A 26,847-nucleotide genomic window follows, 5' to 3' on the forward strand; every position below is an offset into this window, starting at 1 on the left:
ATTTTGTCCCTTACTAAAAAATCAAAGGGGGAAAGAGAATGGAAAAAGAAACAATGATCAACCCGTCATCAACACAGCCGAACCTGAGTAATCCAAATGCCACCACACAAAATATGGTCAAGTTCTTTATTTTTAGCGCAATTGGCATCTTTATGTTTTTTATCCCCATCACCGTGAACGGGAAGTCCTCCATCATGCTCGACCATATGGTTACAGCTATTCAAACAGCGATTCCTGCAATTGTACCTTATTACGCATTGTTCGTTATATTTCTGGGAGCCGTTTATCCATTCTATACAAAAACTTGGAACAAAGATAAAGTGAATACCGTTTTTTCTATTTTTAAATTATTTGGGCTGGCAGCAGGTATCATGATCGTGTTTGGTTTTGGACCAGCATGGCTATTTGACCCAAGCATGGGTCCATTTCTATTTGAAAAACTGGTTATTTCAGTTGGTTTACTGGTTCCAATAGGATCCGTTTTCCTTGCATTGCTTGTTGGGTATGGCTTGCTTGAGTTTATTGGAGTGCTTATGCAGCCTGTCATGAAGCCAATCTGGAAGACACCGGGCAGATCTGCCATCGACGCTGTAGCTTCCTTTGTCGGCAGCTACTCCATCGGACTTTTAATCACGAACCGTGTATTTAAAGAAGGAAAATACAGTATTAAGGAAGCGGCGATTATTGCAACAGGTTTTTCAACCGTTTCTGCAACTTTTATGATTGTTGTTGCCAAAACTCTCGGCTTAATGGAAATGTGGAATACTTATTTTTGGACAACATTAGCCGTTACTTTTATTGTGACCGCCATTACCGTAAGGATCTGGCCGTTGAAGTCCTTGAGTGAGAATTATTATGATGGACAGGAGCCTCCTAGAGAAGATTTTACAGGAAGCCGTTTCCAAGCCGCTTGGAAAGAAGCCATGGACACATCTGCCCAGTCTCCATCATTGTGGAAAAACATCGCTATGAACTTTAGGGATGGCTTTGTCATGACTATGTCTATTTTGCCATCCATTATGTCCGTTGGTCTATTAGGTTTGATATTGGCAGAATTCACGCCGGTTTTTGATTGGATCGGATATATTTTCTATCCTTTCACAGCCCTCCTGCAGCTTCCAGAGCCATTATTGGCAGCAAAAGCAAGTGCAGTAGGGATCGCGGAAATGTTCTTGCCAGCATTGCTTGTTACAGAAGCAGCATTAGTTACAAAATTCGTCATCGGCGTCCTTTCTGTTTCAGCAATTATCTTCTTTTCGGCTTTGGTACCTTGCATTTTATCGACAGACATCCCAATATCGATCCCGCAGCTGCTTGTCATTTGGGTGGAAAGAACCGTATTAACCATAATCATCGCCGCTCCGCTGGCGTATTTATTACTTTGATTCCCTAATCCCCGCTTAACCCAGTGGGGATTTTTCGCATAGATTTCCTCTGTAAAAACAAACTAGTAAAGTATAAATCATATACATAAATGAGTCTAAGGATAGAAGGTGATGTATTTTGTACAGACTGTATACACATAATGACCTGGATGGGGTAGGTTGTGGAATTGTTGCGAAAATTGCTTTTGGGAAAGATGTTGAGGTTCGATACAATTCGGTTATGGGGTTAGACCATCAAATCGAAAGACTTTTTGATCAGGAGAAGAAACTTAAGGATGATTTTCTTATTATTACAGATTTATCAGTGAACGAAGAAAATACAATCAGGCTTGATGATCTGGAAAATAGCGGCGGGAAAGTTAGATTAATCGATCATCATAAAACGGCTTTGCACTTTAATGAATACTGCTGGGGGAGAGTGAAGGTCAATTATGATGATGGAAGGCTCACAGCAGCTACTTCATTGCTGTATGAATATCTGCTGGAACATGAGCTAATTAAACCATCGCAGGCGCTTGATGAATTTGTCGAACTGGTCCGCCAATATGATACCTGGGAATGGGATCAAAATGACAATACAAAAGCCAAGAATCTTAATGACTTATTTTTTATGGTATCCATTGATGAATTTGAAGAAAAAATGACAGAGCGCCTATTAAACGCCCAGCATTTTGAGTTTGATGATTTTGAGCAGAAACTCCTCGAGATGGAAGAGGAGAAGATTGAACGCTATGTCAGAAGAAAAAAAAAGGAAATTGTCCAAACCTTCATTGGGAATTATTGTGCAGGAATTGTCCATGCGGAATCCTATCACTCAGAGTTGGGAAATGAATTAGGGAAGGACAATCCGCATTTGGACTATATAGCCATTTTAAATCTCGGCGGCAAAAAAATCAGTTTCAGAACCATTCATGACCATGTGGATGTTTCTGCGATAGCTGGGCAATTCGGAGGTGGCGGGCATGCCAAAGCATCAGGATGCTCAATGGGAAAGGATGCTTTCAAGCTGTTCGTGAATGATATTTTCCCTTTGAATCCTATGAGACAGGATGCTTTCAAAAATAGATATAACTATAAAAATTCACCTCAGGGATCATTGTACGAAAATAAAAAGGGAGATAAATTCTTCATTTTTGCCAAGAACGAAAATAAATGGATGATTGAGGTGAATGGGAAATCTATACAGGAGCCTTTTGGCGATTATCAGGCTGCTGAAACTTTCATTAAAAGAAAGTATATGGCCTGGCTTGTGAGGGATGATGTGTATGTGGATTACTTAAAGGATTTTCATATGAAGACAAAGCATTAGACAAAACCGCCTTTTGGCGGTTTTTTTTTCCAGAAATGCCCCCTCCAATTATTTTATCCATAGAAGTCTATATCTTTATCCTAAACCGGAAAAGAAAAGAAATTAATTCATCTTGACGATTAGGTTCGCAAAATGAATAATCCTCATTTACTTTAAAGAAATATTTTTCACTATACAAAAGAAAAGTATGACCGGAAAAACAAATGCAAACTGAATTAATAATAAGTAAAATATATGTAAAAATCATATATAATGGAGAAAGCACAAATGAAGGAGAGGTCTTATGGAATTGTTTTTGGTTTTTTTCGGCATCATATTTTTTTCTATCTTTATCAAGATCCTTTTTACGGGGACCAAAAGGGCATCGTTCATTAAAGATGAACCAATACCTGATCAGCTTGATATTCAATCAGAAAGCTTGCTGCCGATCATTCAGGGTCTTGAAAAATCATTGCCGCAAGGATATCGGGAGAATATTAAGAATCGGGTATTAAAGGAACACCCTCAATGGAAGGATCACGAATATGAGTGGGCTTTTTTCGAGCTTAAGAGATATTTCCTTCTGAATAGCCTCTTGAAATCTATTCCAATGTTCAGTGACAAAGTGGATGAAATATGGCATGAGATGCTAATGTTTACCCGTGAATATGGACAATTTTCACAAGACTTTTTCGGAGAGTACTTGCATCATGCCCCGAATTTAGAAAGTACGCCAATTCCGGGAGAAAGAGCATTCTTTGATTGGATGTACTTAACTCTTTTTAAACCTGGCTATAACAGCAGAAGAATCTGGGGGGGATTTTTAAAGAATCCCATTAAGAAAGATATTCTGGAAGACTTTAATAACAAGAGCGAAGAAGACTTGTTAGATACGTATTTTCGGAGCGGCAGCCAATGGATGGATATAAAGAAAGAATTAATTGGCAAATTAAAAAATGAAATATCTGAAGCAGAACAGATCACACTCGGAAATAAATTCGTAAAACCTTCTTCTGTCAGCCAATATTCTTATTTACTTTTGCCAGCAGTATATTATTCCATTTATGATTCAGAAAGTTACGATGATCATATGGATGAACTCCTGCCTGCTGAATGGGCTAAAAGCGGGGCAGCGGGTGGTGTTTCCTGCTCGGGATATGCATGCAGCAGTCCAACTGACCATGATTCCGGCGGCGGAAATGACTCTGGCGGAGGATCAAGCTGTTCAAGCTGCGGGGGAGGCTGCAGCAGTTAAAAACAAGCAATCATTTTGGATTGCTTGTTTTTTTATTCTTAGAAGCTCTTGTGTTTGGATATAAATAAAAATAAGGTTTCCTATCATTTTCAGTACTTTCAAATGCAGGCATTAAATTTTCAATTGTGTAACAATTTATATTTATAATATCAAAGTTCTCAGATTCTCTGTTACAATCGGTATTGGACGATTATCGGAATCGAATTGGATGTGTATTTATGAAAAAGTTTATCCTTTCTGTGCTGCTCCTTTCCTCCTTTTCGTATGCCACTGCGAACGCCAAAGAAGTGACCGAACCTGAAATTCTCAGTGAAGCAGCAATTCTCTCTGATTCGGAATCAGGAGCCATTTTATATGAAAAAAACGCAGATAAAAAGATGTTTCCGGCTAGCTTAACAAAAATTGCGACCGCAATTTATGCGATCGAGAACGGAGATTTAAATGATATAACTACTGTGAGCAAAGAGGCAGCGGAGGTAGATGGGACTAGAGTTTATCTGGAGGAAGGAGAAGAGGTTACACTCAAGAAGCTGGTGCAGGGAATGCTGATCAATTCAGGAAATGATGCAGCATGGGCAATTGCCGAGCATCTTGATGGCAGTATGGATCGTTATTCGGAGAACTTGAATGCCTATCTAAAAGAGAAAGTGCACGTTGAACACACTCATTTTGTAAATCCACATGGACTTCATGACGAGAATCATTATACCACCGCAGCAGATCTTGCAAAACTGACAAACTACGCTCTTCAAAATGAAACCTTTAAGGAGATATTTGGGACAAAAGAATTGAAGTGGTGGGGTAAGTCATGGGAAACAACACTTATTACCCATCACAAGATGCTTAAAGGAGAAGTTCCATTTGAAGGTGTGACAGGCGGGAAGACAGGTTTTGTAGATGAAGCAAAACAAACGCTTGCCACTTCTGCTGAGAACGAATCAATCAAGCTCACAGCCATTATACTGAAGGCAGATTTTAAGAGGGACATCTATAAGGACACAATAAACCTTTTAAGCTTCGGGTTCAGCCATTATGATTCATCACATCTTGACAAAACTGAGGTTTTTCCGGCTGAAGGCAAAACGTTTACGACAGGCGGCAAAACTGTTGCAATCACCTTGCCAAAAGGTTCCTATAATGAAAGTGTTACATCAAAGGGAAGGCTGATGATTGAGGATCACAACGGCAAGGTCGTTCAAACCGTGCAGCTTGTTGAAGAAAAAAGAGATGAAGTCGCTTCAAGACAGCTTAAATCTGAGGAAAAACCTGAGAAAAAAACAATAGGTTCCTATGGAAAAATAGGCTTAATGATATTCTTATTTGGAGTATTCGTCCTTTTATTAAGGAAAAACCTTAAAGCAAAAGCAAGTCGAAGAAGACGGATGTAATGCCCGTTTTTATGAAGTCAAAAAGTTTCCAGGAATTGCATGCAATTGTGCTAGTCCGTACGGTAATACATAAAAGTATTCATGCTATTATAGTCTGCAAAAACTGATTTGGCACTTTTGAAATATATTTAATATTTAACCTCGAAACTGTATTTAAATGCCCAACATGTCCAAATGTAACTATTCTGAAGCAGCTGATTACATCACTGAACTTGACAATGGCATTTGCAGAGGAACGAAAAAAGACTAAAGATAGCTCTTTAGTCTTTGGCCATAATTCATTGCATTCTTTGTTCAACCTGGCGGCAAACTTCATCTGCAGACAAGCCGCTCGCTTCGATAACAGGCGCTTTCGTAGATGCATCCTGCATGCCCATTACATTTGAATCCACACCGCTTACCACACAGCATGAACAGTTTTCTGCATCATGGGCCGATTTCATATCAACCACTTCATATCCTTTTTGGCGAAGTGCTTCAGATACATTAGTTAAGGACTGTTCAACTGCAACTCTCTTCGTCATTCTTAACACCTCCTCCGTTGATAGATTGGCTTTTTTGCTCCATTTTTATTCCATGGATAAAAACACGCCAATCACGAAAAAGTAAGGAAGGAGGTGTTGAAAATGGGTAAACGCAAACATGATCCTTCCAAGGCGGGATTGAGCTCACCGAACGTAGAAGGGCAAGGGACGACCAACGTGGAAACTGGAAGCAGAACCGCTTCTTCTGCACGACATAAAAATAAGAAACAAGATTTTTAAGTTAAAGCTCAGCGTTGATATTGGCATCCTGTTTTGGAACATAAGGCCAGTAACTTCAGTGGGAGAAAGTGAGTCAAATGGATACCTACTAGCGCTAAGGAGCTTCGGACCTCCCGCGTTTTGCTGAGCGCATGAGCGGAAATCAACAGGAAAAATTAGCAGAACCTAAGAAAAAAAGCAGGAAGGCTGCACCTCCTGCTTTTTTCCATTTAGTTATACATTTCCGCTACTTGCTTTTGGATTGCAGCATCTTCAAGATACTCATCATATGTCATTTGCTTATCCACAATACCAGCCGGTGTAAGTTCAATGATGCGGTTGGCGATCGTTTGAATAAACTGATGATCGTGTGAAGCAAAGATTAGAGAACCCTTAAAGTTAATTAATCCATTATTCAGTGCTGTGATGGATTCCAAATCAAGATGGTTTGTCGGTTCATCAAGCAGCAGAACATTGGCCCCGCTAAGCATCATTTTTGATAGCATGCAGCGAACTTTTTCTCCACCTGAAAGCACACTTGCTTTCTTTAAAACCTCTTCTCCGGAGAAAAGCATTCTTCCCAGGAAGCCCCTTAAGAAGCTTTCGCTGTCATCAGCAGGCGAGAACTGGCGGAGCCAGTCAACAAGATTCAGTTCAGAGTTTTCAAAGAACTCGGCGTTATCTTTCGGGAAATATGACTGAGATGTAGTAACACCCCATTTATAAGTTCCTTCATCCGCTTCCATTTCACCAGTCAAGATTTTAAATAAAATCGTTTTAGCAAGCTCGCTTGCGCCAACTAGCGCAATTTTATCATCCTTATTCATGATAAAGCTGACATTATTTAGAACCTTTACACCATCAATGGTTTTGCTGATTCCATCAACACGCAGCAAATCATTGCCGATTTCACGATCAGGTGTAAAGCCGACATATGGATATTTTCTGGACGAAGGCTTGATATCATCTAAAGAAATCTTATCAAGCAGCTTTTTACGTGAAGTCGCTTGTTTGGATTTGGATGCATTTGCACTGAATCGTGCAATAAAGCTTTGCAGTTCTTTGATTTTTTCTTCCTTCTTCTTATTGGCATCCTGCGCCATCTTTGATGCAAGCTGGCTGGATTCATACCAGAAGTCATAGTTACCGACATAAATTTGGATTTTTCCAAAGTCAAGATCGGCAATATGGGTACAAACCTTATTTAAGAAATGGCGGTCATGGGATACGACAATAACTGTATTTTCAAAGTTAATCAGGAACTCCTCAAGCCATTGGATCGCTTTAATATCCAAGTGGTTTGTCGGCTCATCCAGCAAAAGAACATCCGGCTTGCCGAAAAGGGCTTGCGCAAGCAGTACTTTAACTTTTTCAGAACCGCTAAGATCTGCCATCTTCTTTGCATGAAGCTCTTCTTCAATTCCTAAACCTTTTAGTAAAATAGCTGCTTCAGACTCTGCTTCCCAGCCGTTCAATTCTGCAAATTCACCTTCAAGTTCAGCAGCCTTCATGCCGTCTTCATCAGTAAAATCCGCTTTCATATAAATAGCATCTTTTTCCTGCATTACTTCATAAAGCCGTGCATGGCCCATAATAACAACTTTTAGGACCTCAAATTCTTCATACTCAAAATGGTTCTGCTTTAAGACAGCAAGACGCTCGTCTGGACCGAGGTGAACACTCCCGGATTGTGCTTCAATTTCGCCGGAGAGAATTTTTAAGAAAGTAGATTTACCGGCACCGTTTGCACCGATCAAGCCGTAGCAATTGCCGGGTGTGAATTTAATATTAACATCTTCAAATAGTTTGCGATCACCATATCGAAGACCTACGTTACTGACTGTTATCATATTATTTTTATTCCTCCAAATACATAATCCTTAAAATTATAACACTTTAAGCGTTTAATCGCGAACTCTTCTTCCTTCTATTATTACCTCTAACCCTATAAAGCAAAACTTTTCGATAAATAAAAGGAAGTAGTCTTAAAAAATTGAATATATAAGAGAGTGAAATTTTGCCAAATCATCAGGAAGGAAGTGTAATATTTCATGAAACCTCTTTTAATAGAAGAAATAAAGATTAAACCCTTCAGTTTTAAAATTGAACGGGGTAAAATCAAGGAATTTGTTATGGCGATAGGAGATCCCAACCCTATATATTATGATGTAAAAAACGCAAGAAAGAAGGGGTACCGGGATATCCCCGTTCCGCCCACATTTCCAACTGCGATTGAAATGTGGGGTGGATTGGATTTTGAAACCCTTATCGCCCTTCTTGGCCTGGACCCTCTTAAGGTGCTTCACGGAGGCCAGGAATACCGCTATTTAGGCGAGTTATATGCCGGGGATACAGTAACTGCCTTTCCTAAATTAATGTCAGCATTTGAGAAAAGAAATTTACGTTTCTTTACTATAGGCATAACTTATAAAAACAGCAACGGAGAACGGGTTCTCTATTCAGAATCAACCATTATTGAAAGAGGAGGGTCCATTAAATGACTGAATTAAAACCTCTTAAAAAACCGGAAATTACGCATTCACAGCTAGTCAGATATGCAGGAGCATCAGGTGATTTTAATCCGATTCATACCGTCGTGCCAATAGGAGAAGCAGCAGGCTTGGGGGGAGTGATCGCCCATGGGATGCTCGTAATGGGAATGGCAGGAGAAGCATTGGCTGACTGGTTTCCTAGAAAAAACCTTAGAAAGTTCAAAGTGCGATTTAATAAAATGACCCGTCCAGGAGAAAAACTGACTATCGAAGGAAAAGCAATTGGCGAGACAATGGAGGGAAATGAGAAAAGGCTAATTGGAGAAGTGTCAGTTAAAAATGACGCAGGAGAGCTGAAATTGAAAGGTGAATTCCAAGTAAAATTTTAAGATAAGGAAGGTTTTCAACTTATTCCCCTTCTATCCGGAACAAGCCCCATACATAATAGGCAAAAATACTTGGATTTGAAAAAAACTTTGCATCTGTTATAACGCCACCAGAATTTAATGGCAGCAACAACGTGGTTGTCGCCGGAAGCAGGCCAGCATCCGGAAACCCCTTCTTGCAGATCATCTGCATTTATCACTCAGTACATTGTCCATCTGGTATCAGATGGACATGGGATCGCCAGAAATGAACGTTAGGGGGGATCATTGCAGGCATTCTTGGGATCATCCTGGGACACCATTAGCATATAGCCTGGGGTGTAACCAATACCTGCCTAGATGTTCAGGACTTATACATTGAAAAAAGAAATCCTGATATTAAAAAAAGTTTCTGTTTAATGAAAAATGGGAAAAGCAGAAGTAATGGAAGAACCAATAAAAGTTAAAGAGCGAAATACCATTGATTCGAACGACAATAACTCGCCGCGGAACTTTCATTTCAGAATTTGCTGCGTTCTACAACAGTCATTTACAAAACAGCAAATATCAGCTCCCACTGAAACCCTAAGATTTAAAATCCGAGAAATTATTTAAAAATGTTTCTTTTTGTTCATAGTTTTTTCATAAATATCATGTACAATATTAACCATACAGGCAGGAAAAAGGAGTTTTTTTAAATGGCTAAGAAGCAGCTCGTTGACTTAGTAAACCGATTAAAGCAATCCGGTATTAAAGTAAGCTTTTCCAAGCCGAGATCAAAAACTTTAATACTCATCAACCAAAACAAAAATCTATCTTCTTCTACGAATTAATTTAAAAAAATGGCGGATACTGTATCCGCCATTTTTTAATTTAAATTTCTTTCATGATCTTCTTAAACACATCATTTTTATTAAAATCTTCTCCCATCGGATACTTTTTAATAAATTTATTATTCTCATCCAATAGATACACAAAAGTACTATGAACATAAAAGCCATCGCCAGGATCACGATATTGGAATTGGAATGTGTTAGCCAGCTCCCCGATTTCATATTGATCCTGCTTTAAATTATTTGGATCGGCAGTCAGCAAAATCCAATTGCCATCATTTTCAATATCAAATGTATTCATATATTTTCTAAGTACATCAGTTGTATCCCTGTAAGGATCTATCGTGACGGTTAAGAACTGAATCTTCTCTCCATAAACGCCTTCTTGTTCAAGGTCACTTTTTAGCATGTTCATTCTTTGTGTAGTAGTAGGGCAGATATCAGGGCAATGTGTATAAATAAATTCGACTAGCTTTAGTTTCTTTTCAGATGAAGCAAAATCATATACCTCTTCGTTTGAAGTAACAAGTGTAATATTTTCAGGAATTTTTGCCGTTACATCACGTATGATAAAAAAAGAAATGCCGGCAGAAATGCCAATAATTACAATAAGCGTACTTATAATATAAATCCTTTTCATAATTTTCCCTCCCGATATAAAGATAAAGAATATCCACTGAAATTCCTATGGATAATATGTGAACATATTTAAATAGGGGGAAATCTTATAAAAATGTTTCATTCTGTTGACTTGGGGTATCGCTGCAGGCACTCAGCGAACAGCGGACTATAACGGAGCCTCCCGCTGGAGTGTTGCGCTTATGCCGCAATCACCCCGGTGCGAACAAGGTAATTTGTAATATCATCACAGAAAAGAGAATAGAAGGGAAGGAAAGCAAAAAGGAACCCCTAAAGGTTCCTCTTCTGTCAAACATAGTCAGATTTACTTCATTGAAATCCAAACACTCTTAACCTCTGTATAGTTATCTAGAGCATAAGATCCCATTTCACGTCCGATACCGGACTGTTTATATCCGCCGAATGGAGAAGCTGCATCAAACGCATTGTAGCAGTTAACCCAAACTGTGCCTGCTCGAAGCTTGTTGGCAACATAGTGTGCATTGGCCACATCGCGAGTCCAAACACCAGCAGCCAATCCATATTCACTGTTGTTGGCACGATTAATTAATTCATCCAGATCATCATATGGCATTGCTGAAATAACCGGTCCAAAGATTTCTTCCTTGGCAATTGTCATTTCGTCGCGAACATCAGCAAAGATTGTAGGGGAGACGAAGTAGCCTTGCTCCTGAGGCTTGTCACCACCTGCAACAAGCTGTGCGCCTTCACTTAAGCCCTTTTCAATATATCCTAAGACGCGATTTTGCTGCTCAGCAGAGACAAGCGGGCCAATTTCTGTATCAGCGTGGATACCCGCACCTTGTTTAATTTTCTTAGCATGTGAAGCCATGTCAGCTACAACATTATCAAACTGCTTTTTCTGGATAAATACCCGGGAACCTGCACAGCAAACCTGGCCCTGGTTGAACATAACACCATTAAGTGCTCCTGGAATTGCTTTGGATAGATCAGCATCAGGCAGGATGATGTTCGGTGATTTTCCGCCAAGCTCAAGCGTCACGCGCTTAAGAGTCTTGGAAACATTGGACATAATCAGTTTTCCTACTTCTGTTGAACCAGTAAATGCAATCTTGTCTACTAATGGATGTTCAACAAGAGGCTGGCCGGCTGTTTCGCCAAAACCAGGAACAATGTTAACGACGCCAGGAGGAAATCCTGCTTCTTCCATTAATTCTGCAAGGTATAATGCCGACAATGGTGTCTGCTCTGCTGGCTTCAGTACAACTGTACATCCAGTTGCAAGGGCAGCCCCAAGCTTCCACATTGCCATAAGAAGAGGGAAATTCCAAGGAATAATCTGACCCACAACGCCAACTGCCTCGTGGCGAGTATAGTTGAAGAATGGTCCATTAACCGGAATTGTTTGCCCCACAATCTTAGTAGACCAGCCTGCATAATAGCGCATATGCTCAATGGCAAGAGGAATATCTGCATTTGTCGTTTCCCGGATAGGCTTACCATTATCCAAAGTTTCAAGCTGTGCCAATTCTTCACTGTTTTCTTCCATTAAATCAGCAAGCTTGTACATAAGGCGGCTGCGCTTTGAGGCACTCATTTTAGACCATTTGCCTTCATCAAATGCTTTGCGTGCTGCTCTCACTGCCAAATCTATATCTTCAGCGCCTGCTTCATAAACAGTTGCCAAAACTTCACCTGTTGCAGGATTATACGTATCGAATGTTTTCAGGGATTTGCACTCAACAAATTCGCCATTGATATATAGCTTCTTCTTTCCGCTTAAGAACTTTTCTACCTTTTCCTTTAAACTAACTGTTAGTTGACTCATATAATTCCTCCTTAAAATAGTAATCTATGTATTTCTCGCTGCTAAAACTTACAGAAGAACACTTATGGTAACGCTTACATTAGTATGTTAACACTAATAAAACTGCAAAATCAACTCTGAATTAAAATAATTTTCTGATAATATTCGACATTTTTCCTTTAACTTCAGGATCTTCTAATGGAGGAATCTGAAATGCTGCTTGCAGTTTAAACAGAAAACATGTTGAAGGACTTATCGCTAGAAAGAGTAGAGTGAAAAAGTTTCTTGCTGCATTCAAAAAAGCATACCAAATCCGGTATGCTATAAATCTATCTATTAAATTAACATTCCTGCAATCGCTGCACTTAATAGAGATGCCAAGGCACCTGCAATTACAGCCCGAATGCCCAGCTTAGCAATATCACTTCTGCGATCTGGCGCCAAGTTTCCAAGACCGCCAAGTAGAATAGCCATTGAAGAAATGTTTGCAAAACCGCAAAGGGCAAAACTTACTACGGCAACTGTCTTTGGAGACAGGCTGCTAATTTCCGGAGCAAAAGATGAATAAGCGACAAACTCATTCAGTACGAGCTTTTGACCGATAAACCCTCCAGCCTGTACTGCTTCTGCCCAAGGAACCCCAACAGCAAATGCGATAGGAGCAAAGATGAACCCAAGCATCGTTTCAAGCGTAAGGGTTTCAAATCCAAATAGACCACCTGCAAATCCGATAATTCCATTGATAAGGGCAACTAATGCAATAAATGCCAGCAGCATAGCCCCGATATTTAACGCTAGCTGCAAACCAACACTTGCACCGCGTGCAGCAGCGTCTACAACATTAACAGATTCAGTATCTTTTTCGATAGTAATATCATCAGTTGTTTCAGAAACTTCTGTTTCAGGAATCATAATTTTAGCCAGAATCAGTCCAGCCGGTGCAGCCATGAAGCTCGCAGCAAGCAAGTACTCAAGCGGTACGCCAAGCAGCGAATATCCGATAAGAACGGAACCTGCAACTGAAGCAAGGCCCCCAGTCATAACAGCAAATAGTTCAGACCTGGTCATTTTATTTAAGAAAGGGCGCACAATTAATGGCGCTTCTGTTTGTCCGACAAAAATATTGGCAGCAGCAGACATTGATTCGGCTTTGCTCGTGCCAAGAAGCTTGGAAAGGCCTCCGCCAATTATCTTAATAATAACTTGCATGATTCCAGTGTAATACAGCACAGAAATTAGGGAAGAGAAGAAGATTACAGTGGTCAATACCTGGAAGGCAAAAACAAAGCCCACACCTGAACCTTCCTGAAATAATCCCCCGAATAAAAAGTTAATCCCCTCATTTGCATAACTGATAATATTATTAACTGCTAAAGTCAGCTTTTCTAAGGCTTTTTTCCCCAAATCCCACTTTAAAACGGCAAATGCGAAACCAAACTGGATGGCCAGCCCGCCAAGAATTGTTCTTAAATTAATTGCCTTTCGATTAGAAGAGAGAATAAGGGCAATACCCAGTACAGTGACTATCCCTAATAAACCCCAGATAAAATTCATATTGGACACCTCTTTTGTTGTATTCAGACTAATGAAAGCGTTTTTATGATACGTCAAAATTTAAGCCTCTTACTAGAGAGGTATGTGAGTAGACGTCAGACATCTAACGTTATTACATGTTTATTTTAACATGAATCCGTTTTCAGTAAAGAGTTTTTTTGTATCCAAATTAAATTTGTTTTTTTCAAACTTCAATTTTTCAACACAAACAGCTAATTTCAGACAGATTTTTTATTGTTTTGGAAATTATAAAATTTGCTGCGTGTTGATAACTTGTTAAATAGTTTATCTACGTGTTGTGCAAGCAGACTGCACCTTTCGAGGTCACAAGCTTGTCTAGTGCTTGAGCCCCATAACAAGAAAAGCTTGGTAAACATAATCATCGCACAACCGAAAGCGGCAGCTTTTGGGAGGATAGGGATCATTGGGATCATGCAGACGTTGCCACCGGATGTGTGGCGCTATTAGTCTTTCGTTCCTTCGCGGTCAAGGAATTTGCGCTTTTATTATTCAAAATATATCAGTATGGTAATCGGCATTCTGTCCCAAAATAAGGATAGTTCTAATTTTAAAAGGAGGTTTCTATTATGGATAAGAAAGATAAGAAGGATAGCACAAATCTGGCAGGCAGATATTATGAGACAGAGGATTATAAACAGAACGATCAACTGTCATCGGGGCTGGCCACTACACATGAGCAAGTGAGCGACACATACATGGAAGGACAAGCGGAAGCGGTGATCGAAGATGTTGTTGGAGTCGATATTTCCATTCCCCGAAAGGGTTATGATGAATAACTGATAAGAAAAGAGGAGCATGAATGGCACCTAAGGAAGCCCAGGATGAAATGAACCAATATAAAATGCCAAAAGCGCTTCGGGAGGAAAAAAACGTTTCCTACCGGGTGGGGTACCAGGCTGCAACAGGGAACCAGACTCCGGGAGAACAGGAAGCAGGCAAAAGATCTAATGAACAAAATTAAACTTACCAGAAAGGGAAGCCAGATGCGGCTTCCCTTTCTTAATTAACAGCAGCAATGAGTTCATTGTGAACCTTAATATATCCATGCTGCTTACTATTCAGTCCGTTTTCAAACATATATTAATCCCATTTGTCTACGGTTATTAATTCCCTATAATTATGATTTATCACATCTCATAATTTCATAATAGATCTGTGAATTAAACTGGGTGCGAGGGATTTTCATAATGATATATCCAGATGATATATCCAGATGGCTTTAGAAAATTTGCCATGCCATTAACTGTTTTCTCAAAATCCCATCCCCTCTAATCATAAATATAGAGGGGATTTTTGAGATAGAACTGGATTAAGTTCTGCCTTATTCATTATGCCTCGGGTTACTTCCATTATTATGGTTTGTAAATACCTGCTAATCCATTGACTGTGTTTATAAAAGCCACTTTGAGGAATAAATGATAGTAACACATATTGAAAGGCGGCAGCGGAAATGAAGGGAGAGCTTCGAATAACCGGGCATAGACCCTATCCATTACCGGATTCACCATGGATAATGGAACAATTATGGAATGATGTCCTATTTTTACATTGGCCAGTGCCTGTAGAGAAGATGGCAAAACACATTCCAGCCCAATTAAAATTGGACACATTTAATGGTACAGCCTGGATTGGTATTATGCCTTTTGGAATCAGAAAAATGCGGATTCGCGGTTTTCCTCCATTTCCTTTTATGAAAACAATGAATGAGCTGAATGTAAGAACATATGTGGCATACGAGGAAAGGAAAGGAGTTTACTTTTTTAGCTTGGATGCAAATAATGCTTTGGCTGTGATGGGAGCAAGAAAGTTGTATTTTCTTCCATATAAGAATGCAGATATAATTATTGAGCATAAACAAAAGCAGGTTATATACAAAACCAGGCGAAAAAGCGGAAACTCCGAAAGGGAAGAATTCTATGGAGTTTACCAACCCATATCCAACCCCTGTAATTCGAAGCCCGGTTCACTTGATGAATGGCTGACTGAACGATATTGCCTTTAGGTGACAAAAGGGGATCAAGTGTTTCGAGGCGATATCCACCATACAAAGTGGCAGCTGCATGAGGCATCTTGCAAAATAAAGCAAAACTCTATGGTATCTTTTTTGCCGCGAAAATACTTTAATGAGGAACCAATATTACATTACTCTCCTCAAAAACACGCCTATTTCTGGCCATTACAACGAGTTACTTAATCCTAAAATAGGGAAGTAACCCATTTTTTTTATTGTTTTCTGATGAAGTTGTATCCCAGGAGTTTCTTAACTTCATGATAAGAAAAGCCCGATTGGCTATTAAGCCTTTTCACTTCCTCAATATCAGTCCCTGCAATAGTAAGGTTTTTCTTTTGTTCTAAACGACTCATATACTTTCCTCCATTCAAGATATTTTATTTTACTCCTTTATTGAAAATTCATTCGATAAATATTGACTTTATTGTCCATACTAAGAAAAAAAGGGGGCGTTTCCTATTTTTTTCAATAAAAAAGGACAAGACGACAAGCCTGAAGTTGTACTAATGGACACAGAGGTATTTGCCTGTAATAGCTGCAATGGCTGGATGAGAAAAGATTTTGCCTCTGAGGATTTAAAATGCCCATTATGCGGTGATGAAACAACTGCAGAGATGAGGGAATTGCCGCAAATTCAATAGTTTTTTATCAAAGAAGACTGTTGTCAAAAAGATAACAGTCTTTCATATTGGTAAATTTTTTGCTGTACACACCGGACAGTACTAGTTTTGAATTCACACAGCTTATTAATAATCCCCATATAATTCCTGGAAGGCTTGCTCGGCATCCTTCTCAGAAGAAAACAAAGCATCGTCCTCTTCGATCAAATGAAATGATTCGTTAAGAAATAGAGCTACAGCGTTCGGATCTTTTGGATGAGGAACAATTACAGCAGGACGTACATTTGCTACACTTGGGGTATGGGGGTTATGGTAAATAACAAAAACCTCATCTCCGGCTGTCACATTTTTGGGATCGATTGTTTCCATTCTTTTTCACTCCTCCTATCTCACTGCTTTAAAGATTTTCGTTTTGCTGTCCAATTTCCTTCGCCCCTAAAATTGCATTTGCTGTTTCCAGCTGTTCATGTCCGTTGACTGAATCCCCGACAGCATTTTTTAAATTTGGAAATCTGCCGTCTGTATCAACTGTGACCATTTCGTCTTTGGGTGCATGTGTTAAATATTTTTCAGCTTTTTCACTCATCAAAATTACTCCTTTAGACTCATTAATTCAGTGGCTTGTCCTATAAGTTTTCTCTAGCCCAGCATGCAATATGCAACCATATTAATCCTTGAGGAAATGAAAAATTAATCTTTGTAATCTGAATTTTAAAAAAGAGATGTTACAAAGGACAAAAAATAAAGAATGCTAAAAACGATGATTAGATCTCCTAAGATGTTAACAGAAAAACTCCTCCGGTTTGTGGAGGGATTTTTCTGTTATTCAAAGCTGTTATCCAATTCATCAACCAGTGTTCCTACATAGCACACTGCTTTACGGACCGCTTCTGGCTTGGACATGTCGATTCCAGCACTTTATAAACGTTCAAGCGGCTTTTTTGTTCCAACTGCTTTCAGAACATCCAGCCAGCGGCCAACAGCAGCCTGTACTTCGTCTTTTATGTACTGTGCCATTGCGGTAGAGGCAGTTAATCCTGCAGAATAGGTATATGGATACAATCCCCTATAATAATGCGGCTGTCTCATACATATCAACGCTGCTTTTCCATCCAAATTAACTGAATCTTCCCAGAAAGGTGCTAAGAGTTTCATTTTTTGGTCTGATAGCGTTTTTGCAGTTAGTGGCACACCTTGTTCAGCAAGGCTATACACTCTGCGCTGAACATTCAAGAAGGTGAGTAACAAAATTGTGATAATACTTCCAAGAAGCTGGAGGATTCACCCAGCACTTCATTCTTCTATCTTCAGATCTTTTCATTAAATACTGTCCTAAAAGCAACTCATTGAGAATACGGGCGTCATAAAAGGTTTATTGCCAGATAGCTGCCTAATCAATTTGCAAAAAAATAAAACGGAAGGAACGCTACCCTTCCGTTAATCACAACTATTCCATTTTCTTTGAAAGACAGCGATCACATTCCATTAAATAAGACTCTGCCTGCTCCTTTACTGTTTGGCCACACTCCGGACATACCTTTTTAGGAATGGTTCTAAAGAATTCAACTGGACTTTTAATCATGGTTTTTTCCTCCTTTTTATAATACAGTTAATTTTATTATCTCCTGTTATAGAACAGTATATCCTATCTAATTTCAAATGTGAAGTCCCTTAACGAAATTTTTTAAAAATTTTATCTATTATAAAAGGGGAAAATGCTTATAGTTTCCTCTTTATAAGCAAATAGGTATATAAGTTTATAACAAAACATGAGTTAAACTACTTTTTTTCTTTAACCTCTTCCATGGCGGTTAGGTTTCCATTACAATCATATTTGAAACTGTTCGCTTAAGGAGGGTGAGAGCCCGTAATGACAGAAATAATTGTGTCTTTTAACCCTATATTAATATTTGTGGCCGTGATCTTGACCTTTATGGCTTCTTATACAGCATTAGATTTATTTATTTTAATAAAGTCCTCAGATAGAAATCAGAGATTCTTATTCCTGGGAGGCACTTTTTCTCTGGGAATTGGCATTTGGATCATGAACTTCATTGGAATGGTCGCAATTAATATCAGCGCCTCAGGAAACTATAATATCCCTCTTACGGTTTTATCCATGGTTTTTGGCATTTCCTTTACAGGTATGGCCTTTAATACTGTGATTGAACGGCAGCCGAAAACAAATAATCTTGTTACTGGAAGCTTTTTTTTAACAATGGCTGTTCTATCTATTCACGTTACAGGGATGTATGCCATGGGCATGAATGTCCAATTCAATCCGATTGTCTTCATCATTTCAACACTGCTTATTTTCGTATCATTTTTATTTTCACTTTGGATGCTGTTCTATTCGAGAAATCTAGCTTATTCCAAGCATATCTGGATTAAACCTTTAAGTGCACTTATTGTTACAGGAGCAATTGTCGAAGGTTATTTTCTCCTTATACACTCATCTTCCTTTTATTCAAATGGCGAGATCGAACAAGTTGGGGCTTCTCCAGAATCATTCCTTATCTATATGGTATTCTTCGCCACCATTCTCATTCTGAGCGGTCTTATTGCATCCAGTACATTAATCAGCAAGCGCTTGGAAACAAGCGACACCCATTTAAAGGATATACAAGCAGCACTTGATGAATCTTCCATTGTTGCAATTACAGATCCAAAAGGAATTATTACTTATGTAAATGATAAATTTGTTGAAATTTCTAAGTATGGGGAAGAAGAGCTGCTTGGAAAGAATCACAATATCTTGAATTCTGGCTATCACTCCCCTGAATTTTTCCGTGATCTTTGGAAAATAATTGAATCGGGTAAAATATGGCGCGGCGAAATCCGTAATAGAGCAAAAGATGGAAGCTACTACTGGGTGGAGACCACGATTGTCCCATTTCTTAATAATAAGAACAAACCATTTCAATATGTTTCTATCAGAACAGACATAACTGCTTTAAAATCAGCTGAAGCAAACCTTAAGGATTCATTAAAAGAAATTAAGGAGATTAAATTTGCGCTTGATCAATCCTCTATTATCGCATTTACAGATGAAAAGGGGATCATAACCAGTGTCAATGACATGTTCTGTGAAATTTCCAAATATAGCAGGGAAGAATTAATTGGTCGAAGCCATTCTATTTTAAATTCCGGTCTTCACTCAAAGGAGTTTTTCAATAATTTATGGAAAACAATTGGCCAGGGGGATGTATGGAAAGGCGAAATCCGGAATAAAGCAAAAGATGGCACTTATTATTGGGTACACACCACAATTGTTCCGTTTTTAAACGAGAAGGGCAAACCTTATCAATACTTAGCGATCAGGAATGATATTACGGAACGCAAGAAAACGGAAGAAGTACTGCACCGCCAGGATAAGCTTGCTGCTGTTGGTCAGCTTGCTGCTGGAGTAGCGCACGAAATCCGCAATCCTTTAACTTCCATGAAGGGATACACCGAATTCCTTCAGCTAGATGAAACGAATGAAGAACGGCAGGAATTCCTTCACATTATTCTTGATGAAATTGAGCGGGTAAATAATATTGTAGAAGACTTTCTGGTTCTGGCCAAACCAAAAGCAGTTGAACTGGAAGAAAAGAATATCATTCCTGTCATTAAGAATGTTCTCTCATTAGTGGAGTTTGAAGCCCGTAAACGCAACGTGAAAATTCATTTTGAATACGAACAAGATATTATCCAAATCGAATGTGATGAAAACCGTCTGAAACAAGTGTTTTTGAATTTTGTTAATAATGGAATTGAAGCCATGCCAGATGGAGGAGACATTACTTTCCGTGCAAATATTATTAATAACCAAGTCCAAATATCCATACAAGACACAGGAGTAGGGATACCAGAAGACAAGCTAAAAAAGATTGGGGAACCATTCTATACAACAAAGAAAAATGGAAATGGACTCGGGCTCATGGTTAGCTTTAAAATCATTGAGAGCCATAGTGGCAAAGTCTATATTGAAAGCGAATTGAATAAAGGAACTACATTCAATATTCTATTGCCGGCAAAGACGGCCTAGCCAATCCATAAAGGGTTGGCTTTTTTACATTATAAATTCACTAAATATTCTAAATTATTTGTTCTAATCAATTAAGATTGCCTTTAAAATAAACATATATAGATATTAATAAGAACTTGCCGAATATTACACATGCTTTAATAACGGATGGGTGTGTGTATTTTATGCATGTCAAAGAGGGGGGAATTACATGGATGCAGCAGAGCAAGTCAAACCAGTATGCGGTTATTGCGGTAACACTGGACGATTTCGATCAAGCAGAAGTACTTCTCCTCATGGGTTCCAATACAACTGAAGCTCATCCCATCATCGCCAACCGAATGAAAAAGGCCGCAAAAAACGGCCTTAAAATCATAATTGCCGATCCGAGAAAAATTGATATGGTGAAAGTCGCCCACCGACATCTGCAAATAAATATTGGATCCGACATAGCCCTAATCAATGCATTAATTCATACCATCATTAAAGAAGGCCATTATGATGCAGAGTTCATTAAAGCAAACACCATTGATTTCGAATCACTGAAACAGCTGGTTAGCCAATATACACCGGAAAAAGCGGCTGAAATAACCGGTTTGTTACCGGAGGAAATTATCGAAACAGCAAGGGAATATGCATCTGCAAGCAATAGCATGATTGCCTATACACTTGGAATTACAGAACACCATTGTGGGGTTAACAATGTTTTCAATATCGCTAATTTAGCCCTTCTAACCGGACATATCGGCAAAAAAGGCAATGGCATCATGCCGTTAAGGGGCCAAAATAATGTACAGGGTGCCGGAGACATGGGGTGCCTCCCAAATCTTTTGCCGGGGTCTGTGAGCATTACAGATGAAACGGTTGTACAGGATATTTTTCTGACTGAGACAGCGAAGCTTGCCGATGTCGTGCTTCCTGCAAGATCCTGGGGTGAATCCGATGGGACATATACAAATACAGACCGGCGAATACAAAGAGCCAGAATAGCGGTTGAATCCCGCCCGAACGTAAAAGAGGATTGGGAAATCCTATGTGAACTTTCAGCAAAAATGGGCTACTCCATGAACTATGCTAAAAGCGAGGAGATTTGGGATGAAGTAAGAAAGCTTGCATGGGAGATGTATGGAGGCATTTCTTACAGCCGGTTGGAGAACGGTTATGCAATCCATTACCCATGCCCTGATGAAAATCATCCTGGCACCCATATCCTGCATCAGCATCTTCACGAACACAAGAGTGTCCAATCCAGAAAATCTCCTTTTGTGCCTGTTGGCTATACTCCGCCAATTGAATTGCCGGATAAAGATTATCCTTTTACTTTAACAACAGGCAGAAGATATGAGACCTATAACACACATACGCAAACCCGCCTTTATGCTGAAGGTGTAAAAATAAAACAGATTGAAGAAACGCTGGATGTGCATCCTGCCGATGCAGCCTTACTCGGCATTAAAAATGGAGAAACCGTCCAAGTTTCTTCAAGGAGAGGGTCACTTGAGGTCAAAGTGAAAATAACGGAACAAGTTGTTCCTGGCCTTGTCTTCATGAGCTTTCATTGGTACGAGGTACCAACAAATGTTCTTACTATTAATGAATACGACCCTATTTCAGGCACAGCAGAGTTTAAAGCATGTGCTGTAAAAATAGTGCCGATAGACAAACAGGATTAATCAAACGAAATATACTCTTATGAAGGGCTGTTGCAAATGACAGCTCTTTTTTTATAAGGCTGTTTTCGCAAGGGGTGTTGCTTACAAACTAATTTTACTAACTGAGTTGATTGGAGAGGAAGGCACTTGATCCTCGAAAATGCTGACGCATTTCCTTCGTGCGGTGTTCATTCGAGGAAGCTTATTCAATGTCCTGCGGGAAGAGAGGGTGCGGGAGACCCCACAGGCGTGAAACGCCGAGGAGGCTTCCGTTCCTCCCCGCGGAAAGCAAGTGACTGGAGCGGAAATCAACGGGCAAGCTTTATAGTCCAAAAACAACAATCTATACGAAAAGAGCCTTTTATAAAAAATTTAACGTACTTCCGAAAGAAGTCTCCCTCTTCAAGCGTGTGAAGGGTGAAGCCCAATGGTAAGGGGGAGATGAATTTCGGTTGGCGATAGCCCAAAGGCTTTTTCTCTTGTCTTTTTGCTTAACATGGTATAATCAGTATCATAAAGGATAAGGACTGATTTAACATTGAAATTAGACAGCAATAATCATTCAGTGTTCTTGATGTATAACACCTTGTGTTAGTTGTGAAGTATCGAGGGAAAGTAATAGATGATACTATTTCAGACTATGCCAAAGATCAATTTGTATCTTTGAGTGAGAAATATAATATTACATTAGGTCGAATGGAACCACGATATTGACCATGTTCATATTTTGTTCAAAGCACACAACCCAACAGTGAATGATCGAAATTCATCAATTCCTATAAAAGTGCTAGTTCAAGACTAATCAAGAAGGAGGGAAAACCTCCTACTCCTGCTAAATATAAGAAGGAATTTGAATGGCTAAAGGAAGTAGACTCTTTAGCGTTGGCGAACGCTCAACTAAACTTAGATAAGGCATATAAAGCCTTCTTCAAAGGGAATGCCAAGTTCCCAAAGTTCAAAAGGAAACGACACAAACAAAGCTACACAACAAATGTCGTAAACGGTAATATTCAATTGTTGGATGGTCATATCAAATTACCTAAATTGAAAATGGTCAAAATCAAGCAACATCAAGAAATCCCTTCTGAATACAAAATCAAATCTTGTACACTATCAATGACTTCATCAGGAAAATACTATATTTCTATTCCTGCAGAGTATGAGAAGGAGATTGAAATCAAAAAAATTGAAAAAGTAGTTGGGCTAGATTTTGCGATGGATGGGTTGTTTGTTGATAGCGAGGGTGAGAAAGCCAATTATCCAAAGTTTTATCGACAAATGCTTGCGAAATCAGCAAAAGAACAACGCAACCTTTCTCTTAAAAAGAAAGGTTCTTCAAATTGGAATAAACAACGTATTCGAGTAGCTAAAATTCAAGTAGCTTGGTCAATTTCGTTAGCTACCAAAAGTGGCGATTACCCAAGAAGCCCCCACTTCAAGCAACCAGCAAGGGGGTGGTATGTAGTGGGAGTAGTTCACCTCTTTCTATTAAAAACGCTGAATCAGCAATGTTTCAATGAACTTTCATTATAATTATCAAAAAATAATTCATTGAATAATCTGTTAATTTGACATACGGCTGTTATATCCGTAACGGGAATATTATCTCTTTGTTCTTTTAATGAAAAAAATCCATGTTATTATTAATCTCGTTAGCTCAAAACAAGCTATACAGGAGGTTTTTAACAACATGAAAAAATCAATATTATCTTTTGTAGCCGCTGCCGCAATTACAGGAACAGCTGGCGCAAATGTTCAAGCAGAAGATGTAACAGTAAAAAAAGGCGATACTTTATGGGAGTTTTCCCAGCAATATAATACACCCGTTGAAATGATCAAAGAATGGAACGGTTTGACTTCTCACATCATCCATCCTCAGGACATACTTGAAGTATATCCGGAAAAAAAATACATAGTATCAAAAGGCGATACTTTATGGGATATAGCCAGAGAACATAATGTAACAGTGGACGCAATTAAAGAATGGAATAGCTTAAAGTCTGATTTGATTTTCCCAGACCAGAAATTAACATTGTATCCAAATGCAAAAGCAGTAAAAGCTGTTTCGGGCACACCAGCTAAAGCAGCCGCGCGTAAAGTTTCCAATGAAAAGCCTGCTGAAACAGCTCAGCCTGAAGCAGAATTTAAACCGGCTGATGAAACGGCTCAGTCTGAAGCGGAATCCAACCCGGCTGATGAGACAGCTCAGCCTGAAGCAGAATCTAAACCGGCTGATGAGGCAGCTAATGAGGAAAAAGCGCAAGAAGTTCTTACTATGGAAGCAACTGCCTATACAGCTAATTGTGAAGGCTGCTCAGGAATCACTGCTACAGGCATTAACCTGAAGGAAAATCCAAACGAAAAGGTAATCTCTGTTGATCCCAATGTGATCCCTCTTGGAACAAAGGTTCGTGTTGAAGGCTACGGTGAAGCCATTGCTGGGGATACAGGCGGTGCCATCAAAGGCAATAAGATTGATATTTTTATGCCATCAAAAGATGATGCAATCAACTTTGGAAAAAAAACGGTTAAAGTAACAATTCTTGATTGATAGACTGAAAGAATGGAAGGCTCCTGGAATGGTGCCCTTCCTTTTTCTATTATTCACTAATTTGCTTCTCCTTCTCTTTTTCTTCCTGGTTAACAAAGAACCTGTGAACTGGTTTTGCCAGCTGCTTAAAACTTTTTTCAAATCGATCAGAAAGGTGAGATGCACGTTCATAGACAATTGACTTTAGATTATCTAGTTGCCTTGTGATTTTTTGGGTAATTGCTTCCTGCTGATCCAAACGCTCCATTACCGTATTATGGAACATTTCCTGAACATCGAGCTTCTTCGATATTTCTTCTTTGATTTCCTCATAGTTTTTAAATGTTGCGGAAGCCTCTTCCGAAAAGGCTTCAAACTTATCAAACTTCCTTGAAAGTGCTTGAGTAGCTGCATCCTGGCATGATACTTGCTCAAGTATTTTTTGATGGACAGGCCCTTCATTTTCTATCATTTTAAAGATTATTTTATTCATCTCTTCCAAAGTATTCAATCTCTCAAGCAGTCGTTCATTTTCCTGATCGCGATTTTTCAAAGCATCAAGAAAGCGTGCAATGAAAGCATCCTGCTTTTCCAGTGTGTCTGCAAGATATTCAAAATGATGGTTCTGCATGCCGGCAGCTTTTTTTACCAGCTTATTCATATCCGTAAATGAATCTTCGAGCTGAGTTTGTATTTCTTCATATGACTCTGACAGCCGGTCATTAATCGATTGCTGATCCTTAATAACTTCTTGCAAATAATTAAGCCTGTAACAATTCTGATTTGAAACTTTATCTGGCTGGCTTAGGAAAAGCAGCGGGTTACTTTCTTGTTTTTCTGAAAAAGACATTAAAAACACTCCTTACAGTCTGCAGTCTTTACTTTACGGTATGCCTATGTGACTTAAATTGAATGGGCTATTCCCCAGATAAGGCCATTTCATCATGATAAGAAACATTTTTTAGGCATACATGACTCCGCTAAAAGGTAAAAGTATTGAAAAGGAGCGATGTAATGGTGAAGAAGAAGGACCAGATAATGAACCTGCTATCACCACCAGGAATAGATGATGAAGTAGAACTGAAAAATGGCCACAGAAGAAGAAATAAACAAGAGTATTCTTTCCTTCTGGTAGGGATTGGCTTATGACTCCGAGTCCCTAGGAGCTGCAACTAGACCAGCTTGTGCCCTCAAGGGGATAGATTTAGATAAACTAAATAACAAAGTTATCGACATGTTTGAGAATTATATAATTTCCTTAACAACAAAAAATCACCCCTATTCCTTTAACTGGATGAGGGGTAATTACTTTATTTTACGTTTTACAGAATATCATGTCCCATAGAGCTTTGAAGAATTTCAAACCATTGGTCTCTCGAAAGCTGATACCTCAAAGCGTGCACAGCTCGTTCAATTCGTTCTTTTTTACCTGAACCAACAATAGGCATAATGCGTCCAGGATGGTTTAAAAGCCATGCAAATAGAACCTCATCAATGTCCTGGGCACCAATTTCTTCTGCAACTTTGGCAAGTGTCGTTCTCAAGCGCGCGCCTTTTTCATCCTCATTGCTGAAAACTTTCCCGCCGGCCAACGGTGACCAAGCCATAGGGGCAATTCTTTTTTCTTGGCAAAAATTCAGTGTTCCATCCTCGAAATTTTCCAGGTGGTAAGCAGATAGCTCAATTTGATTCGTAATTAATTTATAATCCATGAAAGATTGCAATGTAGCAAATTGATGGTTTTTGAAGTTGGAGACACCAAAATGGCGAACCTTGCCTGAAGACTTTAGTTCCGTAAAAGCTTCTGCAACTTCAGCAGGATCCATAAATGGATCTGGCCGATGAATCAATAAGGTATCTATGTATTCTGTTTGCAAGTTTTTTAGTGACTGCTCTGCCGAAGCGATAATATGTTTTTTGCTAGTATTGTAGTGATGGGATTTATGTTCTGGCCTGTTTGGCGATTCAAGCACAATACCGCATTTTGTAACAATTTCCATTTTCTCGCGTAGCTCAGGCTTTTTCTGAATAGCCTTTCCGAAAAGCGTCTCACATGTATAGTCTCCATATATATCCGCATGATCAAATGTGGTGATGCCAAGTTCCAGGCCGTACTCAAGTAAACCGATTAACTCCTTATCCGAATATTTCCAGTCTGCTAATCTCCATAACCCCTGAATGATACGGGAAAATGACAAATCATCTGCCATTTGTACTCTTTCCATGCTGTTCAGCTCCTTGTTATTTTTCGCATTGTTATTATCTCTGAAAAAAATAATAAAACCAAATCATTC

At 39.1% G+C, this 26,847-nt stretch carries 27 protein-coding genes and 2 pseudogenes; 17 read left to right on the forward strand and 12 right to left on the reverse strand.

All coding sequences use genetic code 11. From position 1 onward, the window contains the following. Positions 1 to 38: 38 nt before the first annotated feature. From NCCP133_RS14590 to NCCP133_RS14605, 4 genes are all read left to right on the forward strand, one after another. On the forward strand, positions 39 to 1,385 hold the full coding sequence (locus NCCP133_RS14590) for a YjiH family protein (RefSeq protein ID WP_264805775.1): 1,347 nt from the start codon (positions 39 to 41) through the stop codon (positions 1,383 to 1,385). A 118-nt stretch (positions 1,386 to 1,503) separates the two neighbouring features. After that, positions 1,504 to 2,694 (forward strand): DHH family phosphoesterase, encoded by a 1,191-nt coding sequence (locus NCCP133_RS14595; protein ID WP_264805776.1) that lies wholly within the window; start codon positions 1,504 to 1,506, stop codon positions 2,692 to 2,694. A gap of 283 nt (positions 2,695 to 2,977) precedes the next feature. Continuing rightward, a complete protein-coding gene (locus NCCP133_RS14600) occupies positions 2,978 to 3,928 on the forward strand; it encodes a hypothetical protein (protein WP_264805778.1) in 951 nt (316 codons plus the stop codon). 218 nt (positions 3,929 to 4,146) lie between these two features. Continuing rightward, positions 4,147 to 5,316 carry a D-alanyl-D-alanine carboxypeptidase family protein gene (locus tag NCCP133_RS14605; RefSeq protein ID WP_264805779.1) on the forward strand — a complete coding sequence of 390 codons (1,170 nt, stop codon included), beginning with the start codon at positions 4,147 to 4,149 and terminating at the stop codon, positions 5,314 to 5,316. A gap of 278 nt (positions 5,317 to 5,594) precedes the next feature. Here the strand turns inward: NCCP133_RS14605 and NCCP133_RS14610 are convergent, their stop codons facing one another. After that, positions 5,595 to 5,840, reverse strand: coding sequence for a YkuS family protein (locus tag NCCP133_RS14610; RefSeq protein WP_264805780.1), 246 nt, complete (start codon positions 5,838 to 5,840; stop codon positions 5,595 to 5,597). Positions 5,841 to 5,942: 102 nt separating this feature from the next. Here NCCP133_RS14610 and NCCP133_RS14615 point away from each other — a divergent pair, with 102 nt between their 5' ends. Next, positions 5,943 to 6,080: a YuzL family protein gene (locus tag NCCP133_RS14615; protein WP_264805781.1), complete on the forward strand. Its 138-nt coding sequence runs from the start codon at positions 5,943 to 5,945 to the stop codon at positions 6,078 to 6,080. A gap of 209 nt (positions 6,081 to 6,289) precedes the next feature. On the opposite strand, the gene NCCP133_RS14620 is transcribed toward NCCP133_RS14615, so the two are convergent. Continuing rightward, positions 6,290 to 7,909: an ABC-F family ATP-binding cassette domain-containing protein gene (locus NCCP133_RS14620; protein ID WP_264805782.1), complete on the reverse strand. Its 1,620-nt coding sequence runs from the start codon at positions 7,907 to 7,909 to the stop codon at positions 6,290 to 6,292. Between the two features lie 201 nt (positions 7,910 to 8,110). Between NCCP133_RS14620 and NCCP133_RS14625 the strand changes: the two genes are divergently transcribed. The 3 genes from NCCP133_RS14625 to NCCP133_RS14635 all read left to right on the forward strand — a co-directional run bounded on the left by NCCP133_RS14625 (position 8,111) and on the right by NCCP133_RS14635 (position 9,749). After that, the gene (locus tag NCCP133_RS14625) at positions 8,111 to 8,560 is read left to right on the forward strand and encodes a MaoC family dehydratase N-terminal domain-containing protein (RefSeq protein WP_264805783.1); all 450 of its coding nucleotides are present in this window, start codon (positions 8,111 to 8,113) and stop codon (positions 8,558 to 8,560) included. After that, positions 8,557 to 8,940, forward strand: coding sequence for a MaoC/PaaZ C-terminal domain-containing protein (locus NCCP133_RS14630; protein WP_264805784.1), 384 nt, complete (start codon positions 8,557 to 8,559; stop codon positions 8,938 to 8,940). Before NCCP133_RS14625 ends, NCCP133_RS14630 begins: the two co-directional genes overlap by 4 nt. A 674-nt stretch (positions 8,941 to 9,614) precedes the next feature. Continuing rightward, positions 9,615 to 9,749 (forward strand): hypothetical protein, encoded by a 135-nt coding sequence (locus NCCP133_RS14635; RefSeq protein ID WP_258309113.1) that lies wholly within the window; start codon positions 9,615 to 9,617, stop codon positions 9,747 to 9,749. A gap of 40 nt (positions 9,750 to 9,789) precedes the next feature. Here the strand turns inward: NCCP133_RS14635 and NCCP133_RS14640 are convergent, their stop codons facing one another. From NCCP133_RS14640 to NCCP133_RS14650, 3 genes are all read right to left on the reverse strand, one after another. Continuing rightward, positions 9,790 to 10,389, reverse strand: a complete 600-nt coding sequence (locus NCCP133_RS14640) for an SCO family protein (protein ID WP_264805786.1) — start codon at positions 10,387 to 10,389, stop codon at positions 9,790 to 9,792. 303 nt (positions 10,390 to 10,692) lie between these two features. Further along, the gene (locus NCCP133_RS14645; protein ID WP_264805787.1) at positions 10,693 to 12,177 is read right to left on the reverse strand and encodes an aldehyde dehydrogenase family protein; all 1,485 of its coding nucleotides are present in this window, start codon (positions 12,175 to 12,177) and stop codon (positions 10,693 to 10,695) included. 315 nt (positions 12,178 to 12,492) lie between these two features. Then, positions 12,493 to 13,710, reverse strand: a complete 1,218-nt coding sequence (locus tag NCCP133_RS14650; RefSeq protein ID WP_264805788.1) for a NupC/NupG family nucleoside CNT transporter — start codon at positions 13,708 to 13,710, stop codon at positions 12,493 to 12,495. A gap of 587 nt (positions 13,711 to 14,297) precedes the next feature. On the opposite strand from NCCP133_RS14650, the gene NCCP133_RS14655 reads away from it, so the two are divergent. From NCCP133_RS14655 to NCCP133_RS14665, 3 genes are all read left to right on the forward strand, one after another. Beyond that, a complete protein-coding gene (locus NCCP133_RS14655; RefSeq protein WP_264805789.1) occupies positions 14,298 to 14,507 on the forward strand; it encodes a YozQ family protein in 210 nt (69 codons plus the stop codon). A 23-nt stretch (positions 14,508 to 14,530) separates the two neighbouring features. After that, the gene (locus NCCP133_RS14660; protein WP_264805790.1) at positions 14,531 to 14,692 is read left to right on the forward strand and encodes a hypothetical protein; all 162 of its coding nucleotides are present in this window, start codon (positions 14,531 to 14,533) and stop codon (positions 14,690 to 14,692) included. A 489-nt stretch (positions 14,693 to 15,181) separates the two neighbouring features. After that, the gene (locus NCCP133_RS14665) at positions 15,182 to 15,733 is read left to right on the forward strand and encodes a YqjF family protein (protein WP_309298073.1); all 552 of its coding nucleotides are present in this window, start codon (positions 15,182 to 15,184) and stop codon (positions 15,731 to 15,733) included. A gap of 221 nt (positions 15,734 to 15,954) precedes the next feature. Here NCCP133_RS14665 and NCCP133_RS14670 read toward each other — a convergent pair whose 3' ends face one another. After that, entirely contained in the window at positions 15,955 to 16,095 is a 141-nt protein-coding gene (locus NCCP133_RS14670) for a hypothetical protein (RefSeq protein WP_264805791.1), read from the reverse strand. A gap of 105 nt (positions 16,096 to 16,200) precedes the next feature. Between NCCP133_RS14670 and NCCP133_RS14675 the strand changes: the two genes are divergently transcribed. Beyond that, entirely contained in the window at positions 16,201 to 16,383 is a 183-nt protein-coding gene (locus NCCP133_RS14675; RefSeq protein WP_264805827.1) for a cold-shock protein, read from the forward strand. Positions 16,384 to 16,488: 105 nt separating this feature from the next. On the opposite strand, the gene NCCP133_RS14680 is transcribed toward NCCP133_RS14675, so the two are convergent. From NCCP133_RS14680 to yhfH, 4 genes and pseudogenes are all read right to left on the reverse strand, one after another. Then, entirely contained in the window at positions 16,489 to 16,731 is a 243-nt protein-coding gene (locus NCCP133_RS14680) for a transcriptional regulator SplA domain-containing protein (protein ID WP_264805792.1), read from the reverse strand. Between the two features lie 28 nt (positions 16,732 to 16,759). Further along, complete coding sequence (locus NCCP133_RS14685) at positions 16,760 to 16,948, reverse strand: hypothetical protein (protein WP_264805793.1); 189 nt, start codon at positions 16,946 to 16,948, stop codon at positions 16,760 to 16,762. A 236-nt stretch (positions 16,949 to 17,184) separates the two neighbouring features. Continuing rightward, positions 17,185 to 17,713: pseudogene (locus NCCP133_RS14690) on the reverse strand (M3 family metallopeptidase); the annotation flags it as partial. A gap of 96 nt (positions 17,714 to 17,809) precedes the next feature. Next, positions 17,810 to 17,944, reverse strand: coding sequence for a protein YhfH (yhfH, locus tag NCCP133_RS14695; protein WP_264805794.1), 135 nt, complete (start codon positions 17,942 to 17,944; stop codon positions 17,810 to 17,812). A gap of 288 nt (positions 17,945 to 18,232) precedes the next feature. Here yhfH and NCCP133_RS14700 point away from each other — a divergent pair, with 288 nt between their 5' ends. The 4 genes and pseudogenes from NCCP133_RS14700 (at position 18,233) to NCCP133_RS14720 (ending at position 24,574) form a co-directional block, all read left to right on the forward strand. Next, positions 18,233 to 20,392: a PAS domain-containing protein gene (locus NCCP133_RS14700; RefSeq protein WP_264805796.1), complete on the forward strand. Its 2,160-nt coding sequence runs from the start codon at positions 18,233 to 18,235 to the stop codon at positions 20,390 to 20,392. 194 nt (positions 20,393 to 20,586) lie between these two features. Next, positions 20,587 to 22,044, forward strand: coding sequence for a molybdopterin oxidoreductase family protein (locus tag NCCP133_RS14705; protein ID WP_264805797.1), 1,458 nt, complete (start codon positions 20,587 to 20,589; stop codon positions 22,042 to 22,044). A gap of 517 nt (positions 22,045 to 22,561) precedes the next feature. Beyond that, positions 22,562 to 23,556, forward strand: a pseudogene (gene tnpA, locus NCCP133_RS21985) (IS200/IS605 family transposase). Positions 23,557 to 23,713: 157 nt separating this feature from the next. Then, on the forward strand, positions 23,714 to 24,574 hold the full coding sequence (locus NCCP133_RS14720) for a LysM peptidoglycan-binding and 3D domain-containing protein (protein ID WP_264805798.1): 861 nt from the start codon (positions 23,714 to 23,716) through the stop codon (positions 24,572 to 24,574). 49 nt (positions 24,575 to 24,623) lie between these two features. Here NCCP133_RS14720 and NCCP133_RS14725 read toward each other — a convergent pair whose 3' ends face one another. Next, positions 24,624 to 25,403, reverse strand: a complete 780-nt coding sequence (locus NCCP133_RS14725; protein WP_264805799.1) for a hypothetical protein — start codon at positions 25,401 to 25,403, stop codon at positions 24,624 to 24,626. A 164-nt stretch (positions 25,404 to 25,567) separates the two neighbouring features. Here NCCP133_RS14725 and NCCP133_RS14730 point away from each other — a divergent pair, with 164 nt between their 5' ends. Continuing rightward, positions 25,568 to 25,702 (forward strand): hypothetical protein, encoded by a 135-nt coding sequence (locus NCCP133_RS14730; protein ID WP_264805800.1) that lies wholly within the window; start codon positions 25,568 to 25,570, stop codon positions 25,700 to 25,702. Positions 25,703 to 25,875: 173 nt separating this feature from the next. Here the strand turns inward: NCCP133_RS14730 and NCCP133_RS14735 are convergent, their stop codons facing one another. After that, a complete protein-coding gene (locus NCCP133_RS14735; protein WP_264805801.1) occupies positions 25,876 to 26,778 on the reverse strand; it encodes an aldo/keto reductase in 903 nt (300 codons plus the stop codon). Positions 26,779 to 26,847 lie beyond the last annotated feature (69 nt).

Origin of the sequence: Cytobacillus sp. NCCP-133 (assembly GCF_026011715.1) — a bacterium.
Lineage (GTDB): Bacteria > Bacillota > Bacilli > Bacillales > Cytobacillaceae > Cytobacillus.